The sequence below is a fragment of the Nitrospirae bacterium YQR-1 genome (assembly GCA_039908095.1).
Classification (GTDB): Bacteria; Nitrospirota; Thermodesulfovibrionia; order Thermodesulfovibrionales; family Magnetobacteriaceae; genus Magnetomonas.
This window is the reverse complement of record JAMOBJ010000001.1, coordinates 164,924-188,855: the sequence shown is the minus strand read 5'-3', so window position 1 is coordinate 188,855 and position 23,932 is coordinate 164,924. Positions and strand designations below refer to the sequence as shown.

General features: G+C 43.5%; 21 protein-coding genes and 1 tRNA gene. 11 read left to right on the top strand and 11 right to left on the bottom strand.

What is annotated here, in order from left to right:
• Together H7844_00940 and H7844_00935 are read right to left on the bottom strand one after the other, a co-directional pair.
• A complete protein-coding gene (locus tag H7844_00940; GenBank protein MEO5355847.1) occupies positions 1 to 522 on the bottom strand; it encodes a sugar transferase in 522 nt (173 codons plus the stop codon).
• 125 nt (positions 523 to 647) lie between these two features.
• Positions 648 to 738: transfer RNA gene (locus H7844_00935), tRNA-Ser, on the bottom strand.
• A gap of 294 nt (positions 739 to 1,032) precedes the next feature.
• Here H7844_00935 and H7844_00930 point away from each other — a divergent pair.
• From H7844_00930 to asnB, 6 genes are all read left to right on the top strand, one after another.
• The gene (locus tag H7844_00930; GenBank protein ID MEO5355846.1) at positions 1,033 to 3,948 is read left to right on the top strand and encodes a hypothetical protein; all 2,916 of its coding nucleotides are present in this window, start codon (positions 1,033 to 1,035) and stop codon (positions 3,946 to 3,948) included.
• Positions 3,942 to 4,481 carry a hypothetical protein gene (locus tag H7844_00925; protein ID MEO5355845.1) on the top strand — a complete coding sequence of 180 codons (540 nt, stop codon included), beginning with the start codon at positions 3,942 to 3,944 and terminating at the stop codon, positions 4,479 to 4,481. The genes H7844_00930 and H7844_00925 overlap by 7 nt, the downstream gene beginning before the upstream one ends.
• Positions 4,482 to 4,603: 122 nt before the next feature.
• A complete protein-coding gene (locus H7844_00920) occupies positions 4,604 to 4,780 on the top strand; it encodes a hypothetical protein (protein ID MEO5355844.1) in 177 nt (58 codons plus the stop codon).
• Complete coding sequence (locus tag H7844_00915) at positions 4,781 to 6,442, top strand: hypothetical protein (protein MEO5355843.1); 1,662 nt, start codon at positions 4,781 to 4,783, stop codon at positions 6,440 to 6,442. It abuts the gene before it with no gap.
• Positions 6,443 to 6,485: 43 nt separating this feature from the next.
• Entirely contained in the window at positions 6,486 to 7,715 is a 1,230-nt protein-coding gene (locus tag H7844_00910) for a glycosyltransferase family 4 protein (GenBank protein ID MEO5355842.1), read from the top strand.
• A 55-nt stretch (positions 7,716 to 7,770) separates the two neighbouring features.
• Positions 7,771 to 9,540, top strand: a complete 1,770-nt coding sequence (asnB, locus tag H7844_00905; protein ID MEO5355841.1) for an asparagine synthase (glutamine-hydrolyzing) — start codon at positions 7,771 to 7,773, stop codon at positions 9,538 to 9,540.
• A 135-nt stretch (positions 9,541 to 9,675) separates the two neighbouring features.
• Here asnB and H7844_00900 read toward each other — a convergent pair whose 3' ends face one another.
• From H7844_00900 to ychF, 5 genes are all read right to left on the bottom strand, one after another.
• The gene (locus tag H7844_00900; protein MEO5355840.1) at positions 9,676 to 11,070 is read right to left on the bottom strand and encodes an ABC transporter ATP-binding protein; all 1,395 of its coding nucleotides are present in this window, start codon (positions 11,068 to 11,070) and stop codon (positions 9,676 to 9,678) included.
• Positions 11,071 to 11,076: 6 nt separating this feature from the next.
• Positions 11,077 to 11,868, bottom strand: a complete 792-nt coding sequence (locus H7844_00895) for an ABC transporter permease (GenBank protein ID MEO5355839.1) — start codon at positions 11,866 to 11,868, stop codon at positions 11,077 to 11,079.
• 118 nt (positions 11,869 to 11,986) lie between these two features.
• Positions 11,987 to 13,990, bottom strand: a complete 2,004-nt coding sequence (locus H7844_00890) for an alpha-1,4-glucan--maltose-1-phosphate maltosyltransferase (GenBank protein MEO5355838.1) — start codon at positions 13,988 to 13,990, stop codon at positions 11,987 to 11,989.
• A gap of 57 nt (positions 13,991 to 14,047) precedes the next feature.
• Positions 14,048 to 15,250 carry a glycogen synthase gene (gene glgA, locus H7844_00885; protein ID MEO5355837.1) on the bottom strand — a complete coding sequence of 401 codons (1,203 nt, stop codon included), beginning with the start codon at positions 15,248 to 15,250 and terminating at the stop codon, positions 14,048 to 14,050.
• A 159-nt stretch (positions 15,251 to 15,409) separates the two neighbouring features.
• Positions 15,410 to 16,486, bottom strand: a complete 1,077-nt coding sequence (ychF, locus tag H7844_00880) for a redox-regulated ATPase YchF (protein MEO5355836.1) — start codon at positions 16,484 to 16,486, stop codon at positions 15,410 to 15,412.
• Between the two features lie 184 nt (positions 16,487 to 16,670).
• Between ychF and H7844_00875 the strand changes: the two genes are divergently transcribed.
• The 5 genes from H7844_00875 to H7844_00855 all read left to right on the top strand — a co-directional run bounded on the left by H7844_00875 (position 16,671) and on the right by H7844_00855 (position 19,987).
• Positions 16,671 to 16,838 (top strand): hypothetical protein, encoded by a 168-nt coding sequence (locus H7844_00875; GenBank protein ID MEO5355835.1) that lies wholly within the window; start codon positions 16,671 to 16,673, stop codon positions 16,836 to 16,838.
• 709 nt (positions 16,839 to 17,547) lie between these two features.
• On the top strand, positions 17,548 to 18,672 hold the full coding sequence (locus H7844_00870) for a patatin-like phospholipase family protein (protein ID MEO5355834.1): 1,125 nt from the start codon (positions 17,548 to 17,550) through the stop codon (positions 18,670 to 18,672).
• A gap of 151 nt (positions 18,673 to 18,823) precedes the next feature.
• A complete protein-coding gene (locus H7844_00865) occupies positions 18,824 to 19,120 on the top strand; it encodes a hypothetical protein (GenBank protein ID MEO5355833.1) in 297 nt (98 codons plus the stop codon).
• Positions 19,121 to 19,161: 41 nt separating this feature from the next.
• Entirely contained in the window at positions 19,162 to 19,575 is a 414-nt protein-coding gene (locus H7844_00860; GenBank protein ID MEO5355832.1) for a DUF948 domain-containing protein, read from the top strand.
• The gene (locus H7844_00855; protein ID MEO5355831.1) at positions 19,562 to 19,987 is read left to right on the top strand and encodes a YtxH domain-containing protein; all 426 of its coding nucleotides are present in this window, start codon (positions 19,562 to 19,564) and stop codon (positions 19,985 to 19,987) included. The genes H7844_00860 and H7844_00855 overlap by 14 nt, the downstream gene beginning before the upstream one ends.
• Before the next feature lie 350 nt (positions 19,988 to 20,337).
• Here the strand turns inward: H7844_00855 and H7844_00850 are convergent, their stop codons facing one another.
• From H7844_00850 to motA, 4 genes are read right to left on the bottom strand one after another with little or no spacing between them, the layout of a single operon-like run.
• Entirely contained in the window at positions 20,338 to 21,840 is a 1,503-nt protein-coding gene (locus tag H7844_00850) for a serine/threonine-protein kinase (protein ID MEO5355830.1), read from the bottom strand.
• A gap of 39 nt (positions 21,841 to 21,879) precedes the next feature.
• A complete protein-coding gene (locus tag H7844_00845) occupies positions 21,880 to 22,233 on the bottom strand; it encodes an STAS/SEC14 domain-containing protein (GenBank protein ID MEO5355829.1) in 354 nt (117 codons plus the stop codon).
• A 15-nt stretch (positions 22,234 to 22,248) separates the two neighbouring features.
• Entirely contained in the window at positions 22,249 to 23,085 is an 837-nt protein-coding gene (locus H7844_00840; protein MEO5355828.1) for an OmpA family protein, read from the bottom strand.
• Positions 23,082 to 23,930 (bottom strand): flagellar motor stator protein MotA, encoded by an 849-nt coding sequence (gene motA / locus H7844_00835; protein ID MEO5355827.1) that lies wholly within the window; start codon positions 23,928 to 23,930, stop codon positions 23,082 to 23,084. The genes H7844_00840 and motA overlap by 4 nt, the downstream gene beginning before the upstream one ends.
• Positions 23,931 to 23,932 lie beyond the last annotated feature (2 nt).

Genomic DNA, 23,932 nt, shown 5'->3' with positions numbered 1-23,932 from the left:
TCAGCAGGCCCCTCTCCTTTTTAATACTGCTTCTATTGTCATAAAAATAATCTTTAAATCCAAAAATATATTTCTGTTTTTTACATACTCGCAGTCATAGGCCACCCAGTCGGCAAATTGGCCGGTTTCTCTGCCTTTTATCTGCCAAAGGCCGGTCATTCCTGGTTTAACAGTGAGCCGGAGGTCTCTCCAGTGCTGATTTTCCGCCATCTCCCTGTCCTCCAGCGGACGTGGTCCCACCAGCGACATATCCCCCGAGAGCACATTAAATAACTGAGGAATCTCATCAAGACTCCACTTCCTGAGCACTCTGCCCACCCTGGTCACACGTGGATCGTTTCTGATTTTAAACACCGGACCATCCACCTCACTTGACAATGAACTCTTTATTTTATCGGCATTGACCACCATTGTGCGAAACTTATACATGTTAAATTCCACACCTCCTTTACCCACTCTCTTTTGACAGAAGATTACATTACCGGAGGAGCCAAACCATATCAACAGTATTATTATTAACATTACCGGAGCTAAAAAGACAAGCAATACCAAGCCCAAAGATATGTCAAGCAATCTTTTAACAAATTCATACAACATATATCTATTTAAGAATCATATCTCCCCTGCCAAAGCTACAGACTTGACAACGGAGAGGGAGGGATTTGAACCCTCGGTGAAGTTCTTACGCCCCACACACGATTTCCAGTCGTGCTCCTTCAGCCGCTCGGACACCTCTCCAAAACAAACTCGATGAGTTTAACACTTTTTTACTAATTATTGCTACGTCACTACTAAAAATATTCCTTGCTTTTATCAGATTTTTCATACTATATGATTCTAAAAAGTAAATAATTATGTGGTTAACAGAATTTATACCAAGTAGCAGTCAAAAGAGTAACGAGGCGGCAAGGAGAAAGCGACAAAGGCGTACTATGCTCGTACGTCAAGGAGCTTTAGACGAAGCCAACAAAGTTAATCGAATGACTGCAACTTGGTATTACTGTATTAATCAGTCATTGTATCAGGAGGATTATGGCACACTTTTTCACAAATTTTACAGAGATAACACCCGGTGCACAGGGTTCATGGGTAACTATTGACCTGTCTTCATATATACCTGAGGGGGCCACGGTTGTTTGTGTCCGGATAAGAGGGGGTGGTTGGTATGGCTTCAGAGCGTATGGATCTACTTATGATAATTACTTTACAAATAGCGGCGTAAATGGTTATTCAGAATTTTATACAGCCGTATCCACAGACAGAAAAATACAGATAAAACGTCAAAATACAAATGTTTATTGCTACCTCTGCGGTTACTTCACCAGTGATGCTATTGGGTTTTCAAATCCTTATCAGATAGCTTCCGACTTAACCACCTCTTGGGCGGCGTATGACCTCAACAGTTACGTGCCTTTGGGTGCTAAGTTTGCAGTGCTTGAAATACTGGCCGGAGCAGATAACCACGGAACCGGCATAAGAGCTTATGGCAGCACGGATACTCAACGCACATGGTCAGGGGTAGGATGGCATTACGGTTATATTATTGCACTGGATAACAACCGCAAAGTTGAAGCTGCAAGAAACGTCGGGCCAACCAAATTATACCTACATGGCTATATTACAAACGGTAAAGGCAAAATTAACGGCCTCGATAAATCCCCTGCAACAGGATCATATCAAACCATAGATATGAGCGCAGACCATCCGCCGTGGGGCTACGCCGGAGCACTGGTGCAGACATGGACTGACAACGGCGATAACCCACGCATAGCTCTACGGGCTCCGGGGTCAACCGATGACATGTATTATTCCACAGGCAACGTTACATATGTTGCCGGCATGGGTGCGGCTAAGACGTTTGAGTGTAAGCGTGAGAGCACGCATGTAAAAGTTTATGTTTTAGGGTATTTCTCAAAGCCGTATAAAAATGTGGATTTGGTGGCTCGTAACTGGGTGGGAGAGTTTAACAATCAATGTGCTGTATCGGGTTCAGTTTCAGATAGCGATAACGTAAAGATTAACCATGCAACCGGTGACAACGAGGTTTTAAAAGTATCGTCTGCACTTGCCGATATGGGTACTTTCAGCTCTTTAAACCTTATTACTTCTGAGATAATGACACGCTGTTTTTTTAACAGCCTCAGCGATAATTTGCTTTTTAGTGTTCCACAGGCGTTAGGTGATTCCGGCACGGAGTACTTTGTAAGCGCCATAAGCAACGAATATCTTAACCTTATAAACACTTATGGCGGCGACCTGGCAATGTTATTTATCAAACAACCGCTGCTGTTGGAACGCATATTACATTTTTCACTGGATATTGCTGAGGGTCATACCAAGGGTTTATTTATTTGCAACAAGATAGTTGATTCCGGAATTGAGGCGATGCTTGCCATAAGCAGCGGCATCAGCGATTCAAAGACAAATAGCTTACCTCTCACAATATCAGAGGGTTGGAATAAGTTCCTGAGCATTCAGAGCAAAATAGTGGACTCAGGGATCGAGACGATGCTTACCATAAGCAGCTCATTATCTGATACAAAGGACATTACCTTTACGACAATGATAGCGGAGGGAATTAATAAAACCTTGGCACTATTAACCAGCATGGCTGATCCTGTTAATTCGACTCTTTATGTTACAAACACAATTGAGGATCATTTGCATATACCGTTTTTTCTGCGCAATTCTTTAGCGCCGGTACCTGTAAAAAGAGTTTCTCCTGTGTGGGATTTAACACTGGAGGGCGTATCAATCAAGAGATATACAAAAAAAATAAACATGGACAGGCGGGAATCTGAACCTATAGACCAGATAGAGATTGAGCTGGCAGGGCTAACGTTATGGGATACCTGTAACCCTGCCACAAACTATGGGGAGTTACGGATTAAGTTAACAATAAATAGCAATGAGTATCAATTCTATCTGGAGAGCCGTGAAAAGAACGAATCGGCAGGAGAGGGGTTTAAAGCCGGTATGAACATCTGGGGCAGGCAAAAAACGGCAATATTAGCTGAAGGGTTTGCAACAAAATTAACAGGGACATACTCAAATAAGTACGCCTCAGAGATAGCAGTTGAAATCGCCGGTGATATTACGCTTACATGGGATTGTGACGACTACTGGATAAGCACATTTACGGCGGATGACTATCCGTTAAACGTGCTGGTTACATTGGCTGAGGGTATAGGTGCTGTGGTGAGAACTAAAATGGATGGTTCACTAACCGTCAGGAGTAAGTTTCCAGTTACACCTGATGAGTTATTAAACGAAACTGCTATATATTCATTTGACCGCACAGGGATAACATCACTGGATTACGCTGAGGAGCAGCCAGAATTCAACGCTGTCACAGTTAATCTCAGTACCAACAGTGCCGGCTTGCAAAAGTACTCAATCAAGGCGGTGGACGGCACATGTGCAAGGCCTGGGGAAACACTTCAGATGAAAGTTTATATTCCCTCGGCAAATGCCCTCTACAGCCTCAACGTAAGCGGCACAGCTACGGCAACTAAGATTGGCACGTACTCGGAGTCGGAGGATGAGGAGGTTAAATATTACGACCTGTGGGAGCTCACATCTGCTGTAACTGAAACAGTGTCACTGTCTGTCAGTACGGATACCGCCACTTCCTCAGTAACAGTGATAATGGGCGGTGGCGGCAAAGAGGCCGGCGCTATTAATAACGCCTTGATAACCACCGAGTCACAAGCCAGCACCGTTGGAGAGCTCTACCTGTATGAACATTACTACCGGCGTAAGAAATATACAATAGACGTTCCCTATAGCGGAGTTGAGGACGGAAAGGTAGCCACGGTGGATGATGAGGCCGGGGGGACATTCGTCAGAGGGATAGTGAGAGAGGCATCGCTTGAAATATCACTTTCCGGTGGTGCGGTAAAACTAAAAGAAATCATAAAAATCTGTGCTTATGAGGAGGGATGGTAGTGGGGGGTTCATCAAAGGTAAAGGCCTCGAAAACTGTATCATTTAAAAGCAGTTGTACAAGCTCGGGGGAAAGCATCATAGTGGAGGCGGATAAGGACTTAAATGTAGATAGCAGCGGGGATGAAAAATCCAGCTTTACGTTTGGAGATAACTACTATTTCAGGGTATATAAAACAGCCGGCATTTCGGGGTACAAGACGGCAGTCTCAGACGGTACACTCACAACTGTGGGAACACAGCAGAGTGTAACACAGGAGGAAACCATAAAATTTGAAAACACAAATACGGCTGAAGTGTCATATCCGATTAACTCCATCAATTCAATAACGTGGTGGGGGACATCCCCTGGAACAATCAAAAAGAGCGGCGATATGGAGGTCAGCTCAGAGTCGGAGGGTGTTGCCGTGGGGCGCTTAAGCTACGAAAGCACTTATGACAGTTACTCAATAAGCATATCACAGCCTGCCAACTATGATTCTGAATCAGACGAGGGCTATGAAGTGCTTATATATGTGGAGGAGAGTGTTTCGTAAGAGCAAATCTCAATGAAGCCGTCTCATAAGCAATGGATAAATATTTCTCTTTTGATATACAATAAATAAGAGGGAGGCTGAAAATGCAGCTACAGTGTGGTTTACAGACGCAGGAGGTGTTAATGTCTGCGGTGTCTAAAAACGTTAAGATTAAATCACCTGTATTACAATGGGTAGGGGAAAACACCGGCCTGTTGAAAGATGTTGTTGCATCCAAAATAAAAAAATCTGCATCCATTGTAAAAGCAAGGGAGGGAGGTTATTCAATGCCTGCTCTTGCGCAAAGGTGGACGCTCTGAATGATCTATTCATTTTTGTTTAAAAGCAAGTTACTCGTAAAGAAACACTTAAAGTCCGATACCACCGGTAAATATGATAAGGATATCGCCTCGTATGCAAGAGAGTTTGAACAAAAGTATCCTTACTTGTGCAGAAAACCCCGAAAAATAAACAAAGCCGGCTCCGTTGTTTTAATAAACAGCCCGTTGTACATGGCCTACAGTATGCAAATGGAATCAATTGCAGGCAGATTTTTAGAAAACAACGGTTTCAGAGTAATCTTTTTAACCAAATATGAACATAAAGGCCTCTCAGACAGAATCCATAAACAAATTCACGGTTTCAGTGAAATATTATATCTACAGGATTTTATGCCGGTTACTCTGTCCAGGCAGGCTAAAGAGATTTTAAACAGTATCATGAAAATGAAAACAATCCCTGAAATAAAAAAAGTACATTACAGAAATATTCCCCTTGGACTGCATGCTTTAGCCTCTTACCCTGGAGCTCTTCCAACAGGGGATATTAGCGGTAACAGAGCGTTTTTTGCACAAATATATAATAACGTTAAGTACTCTCTGATGGCAGCCGGTGCAGTAGAAAAAATCCTTGACGAAATAAAACCTTTAAAAATTATAAGCATGGAAAAAGGCAACATCGGAAACTGTGAATTGTTTTATGAGGCATTACACAGGGGGATTGACTACGTTTCATGGTTAAGCTGCCATGAGCCGAATTCTCTGATGTTAAAACGTTATAATTTAAGAAATCACCGTGCCCATCCTTTTTCCATCTCCGACAAATCATGGCGGGAAGTTCTCAGCGACAACAACGACCACAGTGAGTCCGTTTATAGTATTCTCAAAGACGGATATTTAAACGGACGATGGTTTGAGTACAAAAAACTGGCGGCTGATAAAGTCCTCTCAGATAAAGATGAAATAATAAAAACTTACGGGCTCAATCCCGGCAAAAAAATTGCAGTCATTTTTTCTCATATACTTGACGACGCCAACCTCTTCTTCGGAGAGGATATTTTTGTAAACGGTTTTTCAGAGTGGCTGGTAAAAACCGTAGAGGCTGCAGCCCTTAACACTCATGTCAACTGGCTTTTAAAGCTGCATCCGGCTAATGTCTATAGACGGGCGTTTCAAAACTACAGTGGCGAGTATGGCGAGATAGCCGCCATAAAAGAGGCTCTAGGGCAACTGCCTGAAAACATCAAAGTGATTCTTCCCGATACCGGCATAAATCCATGGTCTTTTTTTCAGATTGCAGACTATGGTGTCACTGTACGGGGCACAGTGGGGGCGGAGTTACCGTGTTTCGGCGTCCCTGTGCTTACGGCTGGAACCGGACGCTACGCTAACAAGGGCTTTACGGTGGATTCCACCTCCGTCTCAGAGTACCTGCAAAAAATAAGAAACATTCATGAGATAAAACCTCTTTCCCACAGTGAAATAGCCTTAGCCGTCAAACATGCATATCTTTTTTTCATAATCCGTCCTGCAAAATTCGATCTCCTTATAAACGATCTGTTTACGCACCCCCCGGGACATCCCATATGCAGAGACTTTAACCTTATAGATACAGAGGTCTTTCAAAGCAAACAGTTTTCAAATATTGCCCGCTTTATCGCTTTTTCCACTGATGAGGATTTTCTGTCAACACATAATTATTAGATATAAGATTGACATTTTACAATTTATACTTTAGATTAAAACAATGAGAGTTGTTCACCTAAGCACAGCCGACAATATCGGCGGCTCAGGCCGTTCCGCCTATAAGATTCACAAGGGGCTTTTAAACCTGGGTATTGACTCAAAAATGCTGGTCGGTTACAAGTCCTGCACAGACCCTGATGTTGTGAAAATCTCAAAGGGTATAATGTCTGTATCCGATAAAATTGCCGCAAAGATCACTAATGCATTATCCCTGCAGTACCTCTTTATGCCATCTTCCATCGGATTGCTGAGAAATCCGCAGATCCGGGCGGCCGACATCATTCAGTTATATAACACACACGGTAACTATTTCTCTCACAGCGTGCTGCCGGCACTTTGTAAAGTAAAACACGTATTTTGGCGGCTTTCTGACATGTGGCCTGTAACCGGCCACTGCACATACAGCGGAGATTGCACACTGTGGATGACAGGCTGTAAAAAGTGCCCTGATCTCGCCTGTTATCCACCTCTTGCTTTTGACAGTGCATCGTTGCTGTGGAAATGGAAAAAATCAGTTTACTGCCGGTCAAACATACATCTGATAGCGCCCTCTGTGTGGATGAGCAACATTGCAATGGAAAGTCCGCTTCTTAACATTTTTAAAATATCCGTTATACCAAACGGCATCGACACCGGCATCTTTAAGCCGTTAAACAAGTCCACCTGCAGGGACAGGTTAAGTATTCCCCAAAATAAAAAGGTGGTTTTATTTCTGGCCCATGTGGTAAAGAACAACCCTCGTAAGGGAGGAGCATTTTTTGCGGAAGTTATGAACAGGTTAGCCGCTAAACATAAGGGCGACATTGTTGCCATGATAGCAGGGGATGGGGCCAAGCAGCTCTCTGACGAGATAAACTGTCCTGTGTGGCGGCATGGCTTTGTTAATAACGACAGCCTTTTAGCTGACATCTATAACAGCGCAGACCTCATACTACACCCGGCAGTGGCGGAGAATTTACCCAACAGCGTGCTTGAGGCAATGGGCTGCGGAGTTCCAGCCGTGGCTTTTGACGTTGGCGGCGTAAAGGACATTGTCAGTCACATGGAAACCGGCTATCTTGCACCGGTTAAGGACTTTGAAAGTCTGTATAATGGGACTGAGATGCTTCTAACAGATTCAGTTTTATATGCAGCGCTGTCGGCTAATTGCCTCAAAAGGGTTAAATCCTCACACACGCTGACAGGACAGGCTGAACGCTTTGCTGCCCTGTACAGCTCCTGTATTAAATAAAATGTGCGGGATAGTCGGCATAATCGGGAAAAACAGGCCGGAGCTACTTTCTAAAATGAACGCACTTCAGGCTCATCGCGGCCCCGACGATGAGGGTACTTATGCCGACAACGCCAACTTGGTGTATCTGTCTATGCGCCGCCTTGCCATCATTGACATAGCACACGGTAAGCAGCCCATGACCGATGAGACCGGAAACTACACCATAGTATTTAACGGTGAAATATTTAACTCCCCCGAGCTGAGAGTTCAACTGCAGAGTCGTGGATATAAGTTTACGACAAAAAACTCAGACACTGAAGTGCTCCTTACACTCTACCAGGACATGTCTGTACAGATGCTGTCCAAACTTAACGGGATGTTTGCCTTTGTTATATATGACAAAAAAAGAGGTGTAATCTTCGGGGCAAGGGACAGGGTCGGCATAAAGCCCTTTTATTATACACTCAAAGGCGGCGCCTTTTCATTTGCCTCGGAGTTAAAATCCCTCTTAGCTCTTGACTATGTATCAAAAGATATAGATTTTAACAGCCTTTACCACTATGTCAGCTTACAGTTTGTACCGGCGCCAAACAGCATTTTCAATGATATAAAGAAACTGCCGGCCGGGCATTTTTTTACATACACACTCAGTTCAAGGAGTCTTGACGTTCAGCGGTACTGGCGGCTGGATGTTAATAACACAGAGGACAGGACTGAGGCACAGTGGCTGGAGATAGTGCAAGAAAAATTAAGAGAAGCAATCCGGCGCTGGACACTAAGCGATGTGCCGCTTGCGTGCTCGCTCTCAGGCGGGCTGGACTCATCCGCAATCGTAGCTCATTTATCTGAGGCCGGAGCCGGCAATTTGCGAACATACTCCTTTGGCTTTACAGGGCAGGAGGGCAAGGAGCTTAACGAGCTGCCACTTGCCGCCATGGTTGCCAAAAGATATGACACCATACATCATGAAGTAACCATTGAGAGTGACACGTTGATTGAGGACATTGATTCAATGGTTTGGCACCTCGATGAGCCCTACGGTGGAGGTCTCCCATCATGGTACGTGTATAAAATAATCAGCAATGACGTAAAGGTTTGCCTGACCGGAACCGGCGGGGATGAACTGTTTGGTAATTATGAGAAGTATTTAATATATGAACGGAGCGCTCTTTACAGGCATTTAAGAGCTCTTAGAGACAGCGCAGGGCAAAATGTTCTTAAACAGATACGGGATGCTTTAAACTATCCGTTTGGGCATTTTTATCACAGGTACTTCTCAGACGCCGCTAAGGATTCCCTTGTTTTTGATAAAAAAGCCCCTGCTGATGAGTCAACAGAGCAGCTTATAGAAAATCTCCGGAGGGCATCTGGCACAAAGAGTGCCCGCAACGGGGTTGCTTACATTGACTTTCAACTGCAGCTGCCGGAGGAGTTTTTGCTTGTTACAGACCGTTTTTCAATGGCTCATTCACTGGAGGCAAGAGTGCCTTTTTTAGACCACGAACTGATTGAGACAGTGTTTAAAATGTCTCCGCAGATACGAACCGGAGGTGGCATGATGAAATCATTTTTAAAAAAACTGCTTACGGATATGTTGCCCCCTGAGGTCATAACAGGGCGTAAGAGGGGGTTTGTTTTACCGATTGAGTTATGGATGCGCAATAAGTTAAAACCACTGCTGCATCAGTATTTTTCACCGTCATACATTAAAGAGCAGGGAATATTCTCCTTGGACCTTTACACAAAAATCGCTGCTCCTCATATAGCGGGCAAAGCTAACTTCACTCATCAGATATGGACACTGTTGATGTTCCAGCTGTGGCACAGGAAATTTATGGCATAGTAATTGCAATTCTAATTCAAAAGTAAACGCAAGCGGCATAGACACTTATGCTGCATTTCCAGGGCGTTGTGGCCGGCATACCTGCTTTATTTAACAACACTCCTTCTAAAGGAGATATGAGCTGGAAATAAATATCTATCCGGGTACAACATTCATATCAACATCGTCCAGAATGACGTAACAGCCCATCTTATAGCGCATATCGTTATTGGCCAACTGTACCAGATAGGCGTCATGCACCCAGTGGTTTTGTATGTGGGTCTCAAGAGTGCCGTCAGATATGGAAGCCGTAAAAGTGTAATGGCCGTTTTTAAGTTTTGGAAACACAAAGTCAAACTCTACCCTGATTCTGTCGGCAGGCCCAATCGGTTTTATCGGGATGTTATACATGTAATTGTTAAGTGTAAACATGAAATTACCATACACATCCTTAAGGATTATTCCAAAGCCCGGATTAGCTATTGGTTTTGCCACTCTGGCTTCAATAATGAAACGAACGTCCTCTCCCCCGCTTAAAGAGCCGATCCGCTGTCCGGTAGTCCTGTTGATGAGAGTTACCCTTTGTATTTCCGCCCCACCCTCACCAAATGACGAGTATCCAGTGACGTCCTCCCACAAGGAGGCGTTGCTGTATATATCGTTTTGCTTTTTGTCGATATTATTGCCGCCGGCTATCCCCTTGCTGTTTTCCTCCACTGTTATCGAATCGTAGCACATAAAGGAAAAATACTGTTTGCTTACCAATTCAGGGTCACCGTAACGATATATGGAACCATCCTTAAGCCACACCGCAACATCACAGAAGCTCTTGATTGCTCCCATATCGTGGGAAACAAATATTATGCTCTTTCCCTGCTCTTTAAATTCCCTGAAACGCCTGAAACACTTTTGCTGAAAGCGGATATCTCCAACACTCAATGCCTCATCCACGATGAGTATCGCAGGGTCTATGTTTATCGCAACAGCAAAGGCAAGTCTCACAAACATCCCGCTTGAATATGTCTTAACCTGCTGGTCGGCAAAGTCCCCTATTTCGGCAAAACTCACTATATCGTCTATTTTTTCGTCTATTTCCTTTTTAGAATAGCCCATAAGAGTGCTGTTAAAATAAACATTCTCCAGGCCGGTAAGCTCCGAGTTAAAACCTGCCCCCAGCTCAAGCAAAGCAGATATTCTGCCGCAACGGTGTACAGTGCCCGAGGTCGGTGTAAGTACTCCCGTCAAAATCTGTAAAAGCGTTGATTTCCCAGCCCCGTTTTTCCCAATTATCCCTATAGTTTGTCCCTTTTTCAACTCAAAGGAGACATCCTTCAGCGCATAGAAATCCATATGATATTTTCTTCTAAACGGATGAATTGACTCCTTAAGCCTGTCTATTTTTCTTTTATAGAGTTTATAGACCTTAGAGACGCCCTCAGCCCTTATAGCCGTCTCCCCTGACCGGCAATCCTCAGCAGTTAGTGCACAATCACGGGACAGCTGCGAGTTTTCAGTTAACACAGGGTTTCCGTTAAACGTAAGCGTATCCATCGCCTTTTATATTACATCCGCAAAATGAGGCCTTAACCTTTTAAAAAGAAAGGCTCCTAAAAAAAACACAGACGTTGCAACGATCCAAAAATAAATTGAGAGCATACCCTCCTCCCAAAACCACACATTGTTTATCAAGCTGTTTCTATATCCGTTTATTATATAATAAGCCGGATTTAATTTTAAAAACAATATAAACTTTGCCGGTATAATTTTAACATGCCAAAATATCGGTGTCAACCAGAAAATAAACTGCAAGAGCATGTTAACTATTTGCCCCATGTCACGAAAAAAAATAGTTACAGAAGAGGTTATCCACGAAACTCCGGTAACAAACACAATAGCGGCAAAAAGATAGTACGGTATCTGGAGAACATACAGGCCGATACTGTAGCCGGAAAAAAAATAAATCAGAATAACTAAAAAAAGAAAAAACAAATGAACATACAGAGCTGATAATATTTTAACAAGCGGAAGCATGCTAACTCGAAACACAACCTTTTTAACTAAAAAACTGTAGTCTAAAATAGAGTGGGTAGCATTGGCTAAACTGTCGGAAATAAAAAACCACGGCACTATCCCTGCAATAAGCCAATGGAAAAAAGGAAAATTTTCAACAGGCGAGCTTTTAAAACCAAGATGAAACACAAACCACAGAATCACGACATAAACTACAGGATTAACAAAAGCCCAAATGAGCCCGAGATAGGAGCCCAGATACTTTGATTTGAAATCCCTCCTGGTCAGCTCAAAAATCAACCCGCTGTTGCTCACCATATCCGCTATATATTTAAACACACCCTTCACTTATGCCCCTAAAACACTGTGCATGAAAGACATAGTGCATGATTAAGCAAAAGAATAAAAGTCCTTCTCCTTGATTATAAGAAAAAACCTGTACAGCACCGCTAAACCTTTACATGTTGAAATAGTCAAACTTTTCCTCCGTATGAACCCAGCGGGTCAGCTTATATATAAAAGCAGGTTCCCAGTCGGGATTTAAAGTGACAAAGTACTCCTGCCCTTTAACCAGCATACGTTCGCCGTTTATAAGGTTATGAAGTTCGTAGGTTTCATCGTAAGCAATGCCGAATTGCCCGACAGGAATAGTAAGCTTGCAACTGTGAGTGTTAAAGGGATCCAGATTAACAACGCACAAAATAATGCTCTTATTATCCACAGTGGTCTTTACGTAGAATAAAACATTGTCATTATCGCAATGATGAAAACGCAGATTTTTATACTGGTGCAGGGCAGGGTTTTCTCGCCTTATTCTATTTATTTTTGTGATAAAATCCTTAATATTGCCGGCTCTGTCCCAGTCCCAAACCTTGTAGTCATACTTCTCGGAGTTTAAATACTCCTCCTTGCCTGCAACTGCAGCATTTTCGCAGAGTTCATACCCGCTGTATATGCCATAGACAGAGGACAGCGTAGCGGCAAGCACTAAACGCATCTTAAAAGCCGGGCGGCCTGCAATTTGAAGAATCTGAGGCAAAATGTCAGGCGTATTGGCAAAGAGATTCCCCCTCATATACTCAGCACATTCCGACTGCGTCAGTTCCGTAAAATACTCCGTGATTTCACCTTTAAAGTTTCTCCACGTAAAATAAGTGTAGGATTGAGTGAATCCCACCTTTGCCAGCATTCTCATCACAGGAGGCCTTGTAAAAGCCTCCGAGAGAAATATCACATCAGGGTAAACCCTTTGCAGCTCAGTAATCAACCACTGCCAAAACGGTATTGGTTTAGTGTGTGGATTATCCACTCTGAATATCCGCACACCGTGCTTAATCCAAAACTCAAGGATGCTTCTCATCTCCTCCCAAAGCGCATCTTTAGCATCTCCGGGGGCGTAGAAATTAAGAGGGTATATGTCTTCATATTTCTTAGGGGGATTCTCGGCATATTTAATAGTACCGTCGGGGCGTTTAAAGAACCACTCCGGATGATCTTTAACATATGGGTGGTCGGGGGAGCAGTTAATTGCAAAGTCCAATGCAATCTCCATTCCCATGCTTTTACAGGCTTTTTCAAGCTCCGTGAAGTCTTTTATCGTGCCCAGCCCCGGCTCTGTTGCCTTATGGCCGCCCAGCTCACTGCCTATAGCGTAGGGACAGCCCGGGTCCTGTGGGGTGGGATTTAAACTGTTGTTTGGCCCCTTGCGGTTTGTAACCCCTATTGGGTGGATGGGGGTAAGGTACAAAACGTCAAAACCCATTTCTTTTATTTCAGGAAGCCTCTTTATGCAATCTTTAAATGTTGCACTCTTGCCGGGTTTGTTGCCCTGAGAACGCGGGAATATCTCATACCAGGCTGCATAACGCGCCCGCTCTCTATCCACTATTACCTCAAGGAAGGGTTCGTTGACAGTCAGATCGGGTTTTTGCTCATACATCGTAACAAAGTCCGTCAACACTGCATCGGACATTATCGTCAGCTTGTCCTTCTGGTTTTTCTTTTTGCTTATTAATACAAGAATCCCTTTCAGGTAGGATTTCTCATCGTCGGGAACACTTTCGTCTATGAGAGATGTCAGGAAAATCTCACCCTCTGCCAGTTCGCTTCTTATATCCGCCCCGGCTGCAAGTTTCTTTGTTGTATCCTTAAGCCATGACTGGTAAATGTCCGTGTATGCTTCTATGGTATAAAGGTATCTTGTGTTTTTCTCTAAAATAAAGGAGCCCTGCCATAAATCAAGCCCCTGGTTTAATGATTCCATTTCAACACTTTGCCACGTGTTGTCACCATATTTTTCCTTATACTTAAGGTTAACCCTTGTCAGGTCGTGGCCGTCTCTGTAAACCGCGGCCTTTACTACCAGAGTTTCCCCCACTTCACGCTTTATTGGAAACTTACCACCGTCAACGGCAGGCGTTATCGCCTCTATCACAAACGGCTTTATAAAAAAAGTATTCATCCTGAATCCTCCAACCGGTTTTTCAGTGTTAATGAAAAATAAACAAAAACTTGTCTGTCATATAAACTTCTTATATAAATCAACAACCTCATGTGCAATAGTTTTCCAGCTGAAATGCTGCTCAGCCCTCTGTCTGCCCTTAAGCCCCATCTCAAGCCGTAGTGCTTTATCGTCAAGAATTTTATTTATTGCCTGTGCCAGATCCTTTGAAAACACACCCGGTTCAACCGGCTCAAAAGGACATTCCTTAAGTTGTTCCAGTTTAACCAAAGTGCCGGTTATCCCGTCCTCAACGATTTCCACAATGCCGCCCACAGCAGAGGCAACTACCGGTATTGAGCAAGCCATAGCCTCCAGATTTATAATTCCAAACGGCTCATATATGGATGGGCAGCAAAAGACCGATGCGTGCGAGTAAATTGGGATTATATGGTCTTTGGCAACCATTTTCTGAATCCAGATAACATTTTTACGTTTTGTCTGGATTTTCATAACGCTGGCTTCCATTTCAGCTTTAATTTCAGGGGTATCCGGTGCTCCGGCACAGAGCACAATTTGTGCCTCATCGTTTATGTGGGAGATGGCGTTTACCAGATGGATTATGCCCTTTTGTCTTGTAATTCTGCCTACAAAAAGCACATATGGTTTATTTGGGTCTATACCGTACTCCGCTAATATTTTTTCAGACTGTGTGGGCTTGTATTCTTCTGTATCTATGCCGTTATATATTACAGTTATTTTCTTTTCATCTATGTCAAAGAGCCTGACAATGTCATTTTTCATCCCCTCAGAGACGGCGACAATGGAGTCGGCCATGTTGAGGGCGGTTTTTTCAATCCACACAGACATGTCATAGCCGTAGCCCAATTGCTCTCGTTTCCATGGCCGGAGGGGTTCAAGGGAATGAGTCGTTATAAAAAACGGAATATTGTAGGATTTACGGGCGGTTACTCCCCCAAAGTGGGTGTACCATGTGTGGCAGTGGATTACATCTGCATCCACAGGGGCGGCATTCATCATTACACAGTTGTACAGGGCGGTAAAAACCGACTTCAGTTGCTTGTCAGTATTGTCAAACAGTTTTTGGTCAAAACCATAGCCTTTTACTTTTAATGCACTATTGCTAAAGTCCTGATTACCGAAACACCTTACCTCTACATCAATAATATTAGAGAGCTCGCGGCTGAGGTACTCCACATGTACACCTGCGCCTCCATAAACATTAGGCGGATACTCGTTTGTTAAAATCAGTGCTTTCATCAACACTCCTCTTTTGGGTGTTAAACAGTTACCAGCCGACAGTTTCAGGCTGCCGATACACCATCATCTTGTTAATTTACATCAAATCATGCAGTGCCATTATAGCTTAAAACCATATGGTTTGGCAAAAGCAATCCGGTATTGTTGCCGGAAAAAATCTTACACATTAAACCGGAAATTGACAATATCTCCGTCGTTTACAAGATATGTTTTTCCCTCAAGGCGTACGGTGCCGGCTTTACGGGCATCCGCCACAGACCCTGCGGCCATAAAATCAGTGTAGGAGACAACCTCCGCCCGAATAAAACCTCGCTCAATGTCGGAGTGGATTTTCCCTGCAGCCTCAAGAGCCGTGTTGCCTTGCTTAATAGTCCAGGCCCTTACCTCATCCGGCCCAACCGTTAAAAATGAGATAAGTCCGAGCAGAGAATATCCTGCCCTTATTAATTTTTTAAGAGCAGGCTCACCAATATTTAAATCATCAAGAAACTCCTTTGCCTCATCCGGGGGCAGCTGCCCTATTTCCATTTCAATCTTACCATACACAGGTATTATAAACTGAGTGGGGAAGTTGAGTTTCCGGCTTATTTCAGATATTGTGCCGGCAGGCTCCGTGTCGCCCTCACCCATATTCAGAACAATTATTTTTGGTTTTATTGAAACAAACTGGAGGTGCCTGAGCTCCTTAAGCTCTGTCTCTGTAAAGTCCACAGACCTGAGGGGCTTTTCCTGCTCAAGCAGTGCTCTGACCCTGGTAAGGAGCCTCATTTCCGCCTCATCAGGCTTTTTACCACGCCTTAAGCCGTCTTCCATTCTGGTTATGCGTTTTTCAACCAGGTCAAGGTCGGCAAAAATCAACTCCATCTCAACGTTAAGGGCGTCACGGACAGGGTCAACCGTGCTTTCCTGATGAACCACCGAGTCATCCTTAAACACTCTGATGGTTTCCACAAAAGCATCTGCGTCTTTCAGAGCGTCAAAGACTTTTCTGTTTTGAAGCAGGCCGCCTCTGGAAATCCCCATAAAATCTTTATACTCTATGGTGGAGTAAGTAATTTTCTTTGGTTTAAAGATTTTAGAAAGCTCATCAATTCTGATATCCGGCACCTTTACAAGGCCCGGGTGCGGCTCAGAGGGCGATGACGGATATATGGACGTCTCCAGATTCAGGCCGGTTAATGCATTAAATATAGTAGTCTTTCCGGAATTTACAAGCCCGGTTATCGCTATTTCCAACTTTTATGCCTCCGGTGAAGCAATTTTTAAATCGTACAGCTTAAAATGCTATTATAGCAGTTTAGCGGAAAAGGATAAAAGTAATAATGGAAGAATTAAGTACTAAAACCAAACTTTTTTCAGATGTTTAGTTCCAGCATAATGTCAGGTTTAAGCTAGTCTCGGAAAAAACCGATATAAAATTATGAAAACACAAAATGTCAGGTTAAACTACATAGCAATAATGAATGTGGGGGATTTAAAGGCAACTGTTGGATTGCACAACTTCCAGGATGTTGATAAGGTTATAGAACATCTCATCAGCAGGTATTCGGCTGTCGTTGTTGATTTAAGAGATATTTGGATTAACTAGTGTCTAATTGCAAAAGTAATAGATATTTCAAATAATTCTGATTAATTTTTTAAAAGAGGAGATTACCACGTCGCTGTGCTCCTCGTAATGACGGATAGAAACGTCAACGCACAGCCCAGCGCCGTCATTGCGAACCCCAAAGGGGTGTGGCAATCTCAGCCCTTAAAGGTAAAACTCATTGACAACAAAATTTTGCAAGCCATTATAAAAAGGATATAACTCTGAAAAACTATCGCAAACTTCTGCAATTAGACACTAGAATATCAGCCTCTCTAATGTTATACTACTAAGAAACTCATCGTAAGTGCTTGTTTTTGAAGGATTTTTTTCAAGCAACTAACCGTTTTATTTGTGTAAATCATGCCGCCAACTCCTCTGTCATTCTGTGCTCCTGAGCTTGTCGAAGGGCTGAGCCTATCGAGAGCTCACTTCTCTGTCATTCCCAACTTGATTGGGAATCCAGTCCTTTAAAAACATCTTCAAAGGACCTGGATTCCTGCTTTCGCAGGATTGACAACAAGAGTCTATTGCCATATTAAGTTCTTACTAAAGGAATGTCCGGCCACATCGGGCATCGGATACTCCTAAGAAACCTTCGTTGTACTTAGTCTTAAACTCTGTTGAAAAAACCAATATTGAAAAAATATTTTTTAATCGGGTACAATAGTGCGGGCGGAAATGATTACAAAAAATGCAACGAGGTGAAATTGTGAAAAAACATGGGTATGAGAGTATAGGGATGGCGTTTCAGGGAGGGGGCTCCCTGGGCGCCTATCATATAGGAGCATATAAGGCACTTTCCGAGGGCTCGTATGAGCCGGATGTTGTCTCCGGCATCTCAATAGGAGCCTTTACGGCGGCTATAATAGCCGGCAATGAGCCACAGGACAGACTTAAAAGCCTTTACGGATTCTGGGATTCTATTGCATGGCCGGATGTAAGCGGTTTTGCAAAAGCAGGGACACAGTTAAAGAGGTTTCACAACACACTGTCTTCAATACAGGGGTTTTTATTTGGCCAGCCTAATTTCTTTTCACCACGGCTGCCTGCACCACAGTTCTATCCGGTGGGCTCCACTGAGGCGACAAGTTACTACGACACTGAGGAGTTGGCCTCCACACTTAAGAAATTTGTAAATTTTGACAGAATCAACACCAGTAAGACACGCCTTCTTCTGGGTTCCGTACGCGTAAAGGACTCAGTGCTAAAGTTTTTTGACAGCCGGCATGCCAAAGACAATAATTACAAAATCGGCCCCGAGCACGTAATGGCAAGCGGTGCCATGCCACCCGGTTTTCCTGGAATCAGAGTGGACGGCGACCTTTACTGGGACGGCGGTTGTATCTCCAATACCCCACTTAAGGGTATATACAAAGCCATACCGGACATGGACATGCTGGTCTTTATGATTGACTTGTTTAACCCCATAGGGAAAGAACCGGAGGATATGAATGACGTTACGACAAGGTATAAAGACATTCTGTACTCAAGTCGCACATTTGACCACATAAAATACATCAATAAGCGCCATAACCTTGCCTGTGCACTTTCCAAAGCGCTGGGCAACGCCAACCTTGACAGTGACACGTACGCAGAACTGAAATTTATGCTCAGAGATAAAATATTTGATATTGTGCACATTGTTTATGATGCTCCAGCCTTTGAAGTACCAACTAAGGACTGTGAATTTTCTAAGAGTTCTATCAGAGAGCGTGCCGAGCACGGTTATAACGACATGGTAAAAGCCCTCAGGGAAAGCCCCTGGCTTAAAGAACGCCCAAAGGGGATTGCGTCATTGTTTTCAGGCTTCAGAGGCGGTACCGCCTATAAATAAAACAGTTCACAGAGACGGTTTTCAGTAATTGACAAAACAGTAAAAATATGTTAGGGTAAAGCCGGTACAGTTTACCGGCGGCTCAGATTAGAGGGCTTTTGTGGTTGAGTTAAACCGCCGGGGTTGAAATCTGTAAAAGTGGAGGTCTGTTATGGGTAGTCACAAGACAGGACATGATGTTAAGAGATATGTGTTTTTAGGTTCGTTTCTCGGCGGCCTGATTGGGGCAACGGCTGCTCTGCTTTTAGTGCCACAGAGCCCTGAGGACAGAAAGAAAACCCTTACCGATATACAGAGAGACTTATTTACTCCGGTAAAGAATAAGTTTCAGGAACTGGTTGAACACGTGGGCGACTCTCTGATAAAGGCTATTGATGATGCCGCTAAGAATGCCGTGGAAAATGTCTCGGAAACTTCAGGGCAGCACATAGAAGACAATGTTAACTAATATAACGCTAACGGCAAATACAGGCTTTAAAGGATGTTTAAATGGATAGTAAGCTTTTTTTGCTGCTTTCTTTTCTGCTACTGGCAGTTCTGATTCCGTTTGTTGTGCATATACTAATTCAGATAAGCCGTATGATTGGTTCACTGACAGGGTTGATAAAAACAGCTGATACGTCTCTTGGCACTCTCGTGTCTGAGGTAACGGTAACCGTTAAGACGGCAAACAACATAGTGAAAACAATAGATGAGGTCATAGCCGGATTCAGAGAGTTTGTAGGAGCACTGAGGGAGCTGGGTGAGGGCGCAAGAAAACTCTCCGGCGCACTTAAGGACTCTATAGGCTATTTAGTTAATCTGATGTCACAAACAACAGGCCTGCTTGGCTTACTCAAAAAGGCTATAGAAATGCTAATAAAAGGATTAAAGAAAAAGGGAGGTCAAAATGAAGAAGAATGAGGGAGAAAAGGGGGTTTCATCTGCCTTTATTGCAGTAGCAACGATAATAGGCAGTATGATGGGAGCAGTGATTGGACTTGTGCTTGCCCCTCAGTCCGGTAAACAGACCAGAGAAAAGATTAAAGAAACCTACGGTGAATTGGTTGACAGTGTCAACACAATAGCTAAGAAAGTTGACGGTACGCTTCCAGGTGTGTTGGAAAAATTCAAAACAGAGCTTAAGGATGTCCCTGAGCATGTAAAGACCGATATTTTAGCACTGTCTAAAGAAACTGAGGACAGACTAAACCTTGCTGTGGAAAAAGGCAATACACTCATAAGCGGCTTTAAAACCACTATCGCTTCCACTTTGGATGAAGGGAAAAAAGTGCTTAATTCCTCCTTCAGCAATGAAGAAAAAAAAAAGAATTAGAGAATGACAACCATACCGAGAAAAAGCACGATAAAAAGAAGAACCATAAAAAGAAAAAACATGATTGAGAGTTAGATATTAGCCGGCTGGTGTTGTGTTGCGGCTTGCTTAACGGTATGTAAGAGCTTACTATAAACGCGTGTTTTTTTTTCATTCATAGCGCCAATTTCATAAATGGATTGAGCTTTTTTTTAGTACAGGTTTTCATTAATGCCAAGTGGCAATCAAAAGAGTAACGAGGCGGCTGGGAACAATCGACGCCTCGTTATACTTTTGAATTAGAATTGAAATAACAGTTGAAACTGAAGCTGAAGCAGACACGCACCGGATAGCCGGCATACAGTTTCTCATCAGACTATTTTAAGCCCGTCTTTCTTTGCAGCCTGCACTACCGCCTCTTTTAATTCCGAGGCTGATTGAAATCTTTTATGCTCTTCTTTTGACACCGCTTTATCAACAACTGCGGCCAGGGCTGCCGGAAGGTTTTTGTTGCGTTCTTGAACAGGTATCGGGGTGTCCTCTAAGACCATATCAAGAGGGTGTCTCCATTTTTTCCCTGAGCGGCTGGATTCAGGCGGATACTTAACGGTGTATTTAGCACTCAGCATATAATAGAGGCTTACACCGGCTGAGTAAACATCAGAGGGAGGCTTTACAGATTTATAATTTGTAATCTGCTCCGGCGATAAAAACATCAAAGAACCACCAAAGGTTCCTGTCTGTGTAAAATCATACAGTGAATTCCCTGCCTCCTCGTAGGATTTAGCAAGGCCATAGTCAGTGATTTTTACCACTAAACCAGCATCGGTATGGATTTTGTTCAGAAGGTAATTTGATGGTTTTAAGTCCCTGTGAACATATCCGCTGCCGTGGATAAACTCAAGACCTGTCAAAACCTGTATTATTATCTTGCAGGCTAAATCGGGCGGCAACGGGCCCTTAAGAGTTGTCTTTATAAGTTTACCCAAATCACCTCCTGACATAAACTCACTAATCAGAAACGGCATATCCCCAGCCTCACCCTTGTCAAGGTATCGTACCAAATACGGATGATTCAGGCGGGCCTGAATATCCATCTCCCGTGAAAAAAGCTTCAGGCCGGATAAGTTTTTCTTGCCGTCTATATTGACCCTTTTAAGTGCATACACACGCCGTGTGCTTACCTGAACTATCTTATACACACTGCCCATAGCACCTCTGCCTATCTGGCTTAAAACAACATAAGCCTCCCCTGCATCAAAAATCGGAGCCTTTGTACGCCACTTCCACTCACAGTTATTACACAAATACATACCGTCCTGAAACTCATCGGCTCTGCCGTCAGAGTTTGCTGCCTCAGTCAAGTCGGAATTACAGCTGACACAGTGGTAATGTTTGTGTGAATCGCTGTGTTTTTTTAATACTTTGCCACCGGCCAACTCCGCCCTGCACCTATTACATATGTAGTGCATCGATTTACGCTCTGTCTGTGGTATGCTTTCATCCACCTCATGGTCAACGTTTTCATGACACACTGCACAATAAACGTAGTGGAACTTCTGTGTGTCATCCTGATCAATCAGCACTTTTATTTTAGTGTTGCCTATTGTTATTTCATCTTTGTCGTGAAGCTCAGTTCTGTCAACTCTCCTGCCATTTACAAGGGTTCCGTTTGTACTGTTTATATCGGTTATGTAACAGACATTGCGTCTTATCTCCAGGATGAAATGCGTTCGTGATATGTAGAGATCATCCTTTTTGGCAAGCCTCAAATGTGCCTTCTTTGACCTGCCTACCAAAAAAGTATCCGATTCGGTAAAGAAAAACTTCTCTCCGGTATTTGGACCGGCTATAACATTAAGAGTCACTTTCACAGTTGCCGTCCTCTTATTTAGAGCAGACTGTAAAACATATCAGGTGTTTAGCCACTCAATAGCGCCCTCATAGTCGTTATGAAACACCTTGTGCTGCTTTGAAAGTACAAAGGCAATAGATGCCTTAAGTGCAGTGGCAGCCCCTGGAACAACAGTGGCGCTCTTTATTACCTTATCCTTAATGCGGGTATCAAAACTCTTCATCTGAAGCGCAAGCTTCATCGGGGGTTTTGACATATTTAATGTATCATAAAGTATCTTATTTGCCTCTGTTGTATTTAACAACTGCTCTATCTGCGTTGCAGAATCATTTACCAACTCACTGCTCATTTCACCCACGTAGTGGGCTATTATCACACTGCCCTTTACTTCTGTCTCAAACTTGCCACTCATAATAAAATACCTCCCTTAATGGGCACTAGTTTTCCTTACACTTGTTTTTTCATCCTGATTGTCCTTTACCTTCTCAATTGCAGGTTGATCTGACGATAAAACCATTATGCTTATTCTTCTGTTTCGCGGGTCTGTGGGATTTTCAGCTATAAGGGGCTGCGTTGCCGCTAAACCTGAAACTTTAGCAAGATCGTTAGGATCCAAACCGCTTTTTTCAAGTTCCCTTCTTGCCGCAGACGCTCTGTCGGTGGAAAGCTCCCAGTTGGTATATTTATTGCCTGAGTATGCCGTTGAATCGGTATGTCCCTCTATTGATATTTTCATATCTTTAAAGGCTGTTATGTTTTCAGTAACCAGTTTCAAAACCGCCTTCGCCTCAGGCGTGAGCTCAGAACTGCCAATGGTAAACATAGGCTTACCCAGTTTATCTACAATGTCTATCCTCACACCCCCCTCTATCACATCAACAAGCACCTGGTCCTTTGCAGCGGCTAATTTTGTCTCTATATCGTGTTTAAGTTTTTCCTTAAACTCTTCCTTGTTTTGCTTGTAAAAACTGTCACCTTTTTTTTCATTTACATCCTGGGCGGTGCTGACAATCTCGGTGTCAAGTATTTCCTTGCCCTTACCCATAAAACCTAAACCAGCCGCTTCCATAATACCGACAGTTTTAAAATATGTGGATAATTTAAGTTTTTTTTCCGGAGACACCATAGAAATAAGCCACATAAGAAGAAAAAACGCCATCATAGCCGTCACAAAGTCGGCATAGGCAACCTTCCATGAACCGCCGTGAGCGGCGGCATGGCCACCTTTTTTCACCTTTTTGATTATTACAGTCTGTCCTTTCATTTTCTTATCGCCTCCTCAAGCTCTGCAAAAGACGGCCTTTCAGAATTAGGGATAGCACGCCTTCCCGACTCAACTGCTATCTGCGGTGCCGCCCCCCCTACAAAAGCAACCAGAGAAGCCTTGATTACGTGGAAATATACCTCACCTTCCTTTGCCTTAAGCTCAAGGTTGGTTGACATAGGCCCCAAAAATCCATAAGCCATCAAAATACCAAGAAAGGTTCCGACAAGGGCTGAACCGATACTGTGTCCAAGTACCTCCGGTGGTTCGCTTATCTTGCCCATTGTCACAACAACTCCTAAAACCGCCGCCACTATTCCAAACCCAGGCATAGAATCACCCACCTTACCGATACTCTGTGAGGGCAGAAGAGCCTCGTGGGCATTTGCCTCAATATCTATCTCCAGCAGGTCGGAAAGCTCATGAGGCGGCATGTTGGTTGTTATTATCACTTTCAGGTTATCGCATATAAAACCCATAGCTTTCTTATTATCCAAAACACTCTTGTATTTTGTAAATATTGCGCTTTTACTCGGGTCCTCGACATCCTGCTCGATAGATATCAAACCCTCTTTTCTGACCTTTGAAAATATAATAAAGAGCAGGGACAACAGCTCAAGGTACTCATGCTTATGTGCGCCTCCCTTGCCAAATATTGTCGGAATACTTGCCATAACAAGTTTCAAAACAGCAGGCGGGCTGGATACCATCAAAGAGCCAACCGCACAACCTCCCAATATAATGAACTCAGGTATATTGATAAGCATGGCAAGATTGCCATGCTCCATTACATAGCCCCCTAATAATGCGCCCATTAGCACAACAAATCCCATGATTACAATCATAG

Bases quoted from the DNA above. Each gene is read 5' to 3' on its own strand.
- H7844_00925 (MEO5355845.1), top strand. From the start codon at position 3,942: ATGGTAGTGGGGGGTTCATCAAAGGTAAAGGCCTCGAAAACTGTATCA.
- H7844_00940 (MEO5355847.1), bottom strand. From the start codon at position 522: ATGTTAATAATAATACTGTTGATATGGTTTGGCTCCTCCGGTAATGTA.
- H7844_00860 (MEO5355832.1), top strand. From the start codon at position 19,162: ATGGATAGTAAGCTTTTTTTGCTGCTTTCTTTTCTGCTACTGGCAGTT.
- H7844_00855 (MEO5355831.1), top strand. From the start codon at position 19,562: ATGAAGAAGAATGAGGGAGAAAAGGGGGTTTCATCTGCCTTTATTGCA.
- H7844_00915 (MEO5355843.1), top strand. From the start codon at position 4,781: ATGATCTATTCATTTTTGTTTAAAAGCAAGTTACTCGTAAAGAAACAC.
- H7844_00910 (MEO5355842.1), top strand. From the start codon at position 6,486: ATGAGAGTTGTTCACCTAAGCACAGCCGACAATATCGGCGGCTCAGGC.
- H7844_00865 (MEO5355833.1), top strand. From the start codon at position 18,824: ATGGGTAGTCACAAGACAGGACATGATGTTAAGAGATATGTGTTTTTA.
- H7844_00840 (MEO5355828.1), bottom strand. From the start codon at position 23,085: ATGAAAGGACAGACTGTAATAATCAAAAAGGTGAAAAAAGGTGGCCAT.
- H7844_00875 (MEO5355835.1), top strand. From the start codon at position 16,671: ATGAAAACACAAAATGTCAGGTTAAACTACATAGCAATAATGAATGTG.
- H7844_00930 (MEO5355846.1), top strand. From the start codon at position 1,033: ATGGCACACTTTTTCACAAATTTTACAGAGATAACACCCGGTGCACAG.
- glgA (MEO5355837.1), bottom strand. From the start codon at position 15,250: ATGAAAGCACTGATTTTAACAAACGAGTATCCGCCTAATGTTTATGGA.
- asnB (MEO5355841.1), top strand. From the start codon at position 7,771: ATGAACGCACTTCAGGCTCATCGCGGCCCCGACGATGAGGGTACTTAT.
- H7844_00845 (MEO5355829.1), bottom strand. From the start codon at position 22,233: ATGAGTGGCAAGTTTGAGACAGAAGTAAAGGGCAGTGTGATAATAGCC.
- H7844_00900 (MEO5355840.1), bottom strand. From the start codon at position 11,070: ATGGATACGCTTACGTTTAACGGAAACCCTGTGTTAACTGAAAACTCG.
- motA (MEO5355827.1), bottom strand. From the start codon at position 23,930: ATGATTGTAATCATGGGATTTGTTGTGCTAATGGGCGCATTATTAGGG.
- H7844_00890 (MEO5355838.1), bottom strand. From the start codon at position 13,990: ATGAATACTTTTTTTATAAAGCCGTTTGTGATAGAGGCGATAACGCCT.
- H7844_00920 (MEO5355844.1), top strand. From the start codon at position 4,604: ATGTCTGCGGTGTCTAAAAACGTTAAGATTAAATCACCTGTATTACAA.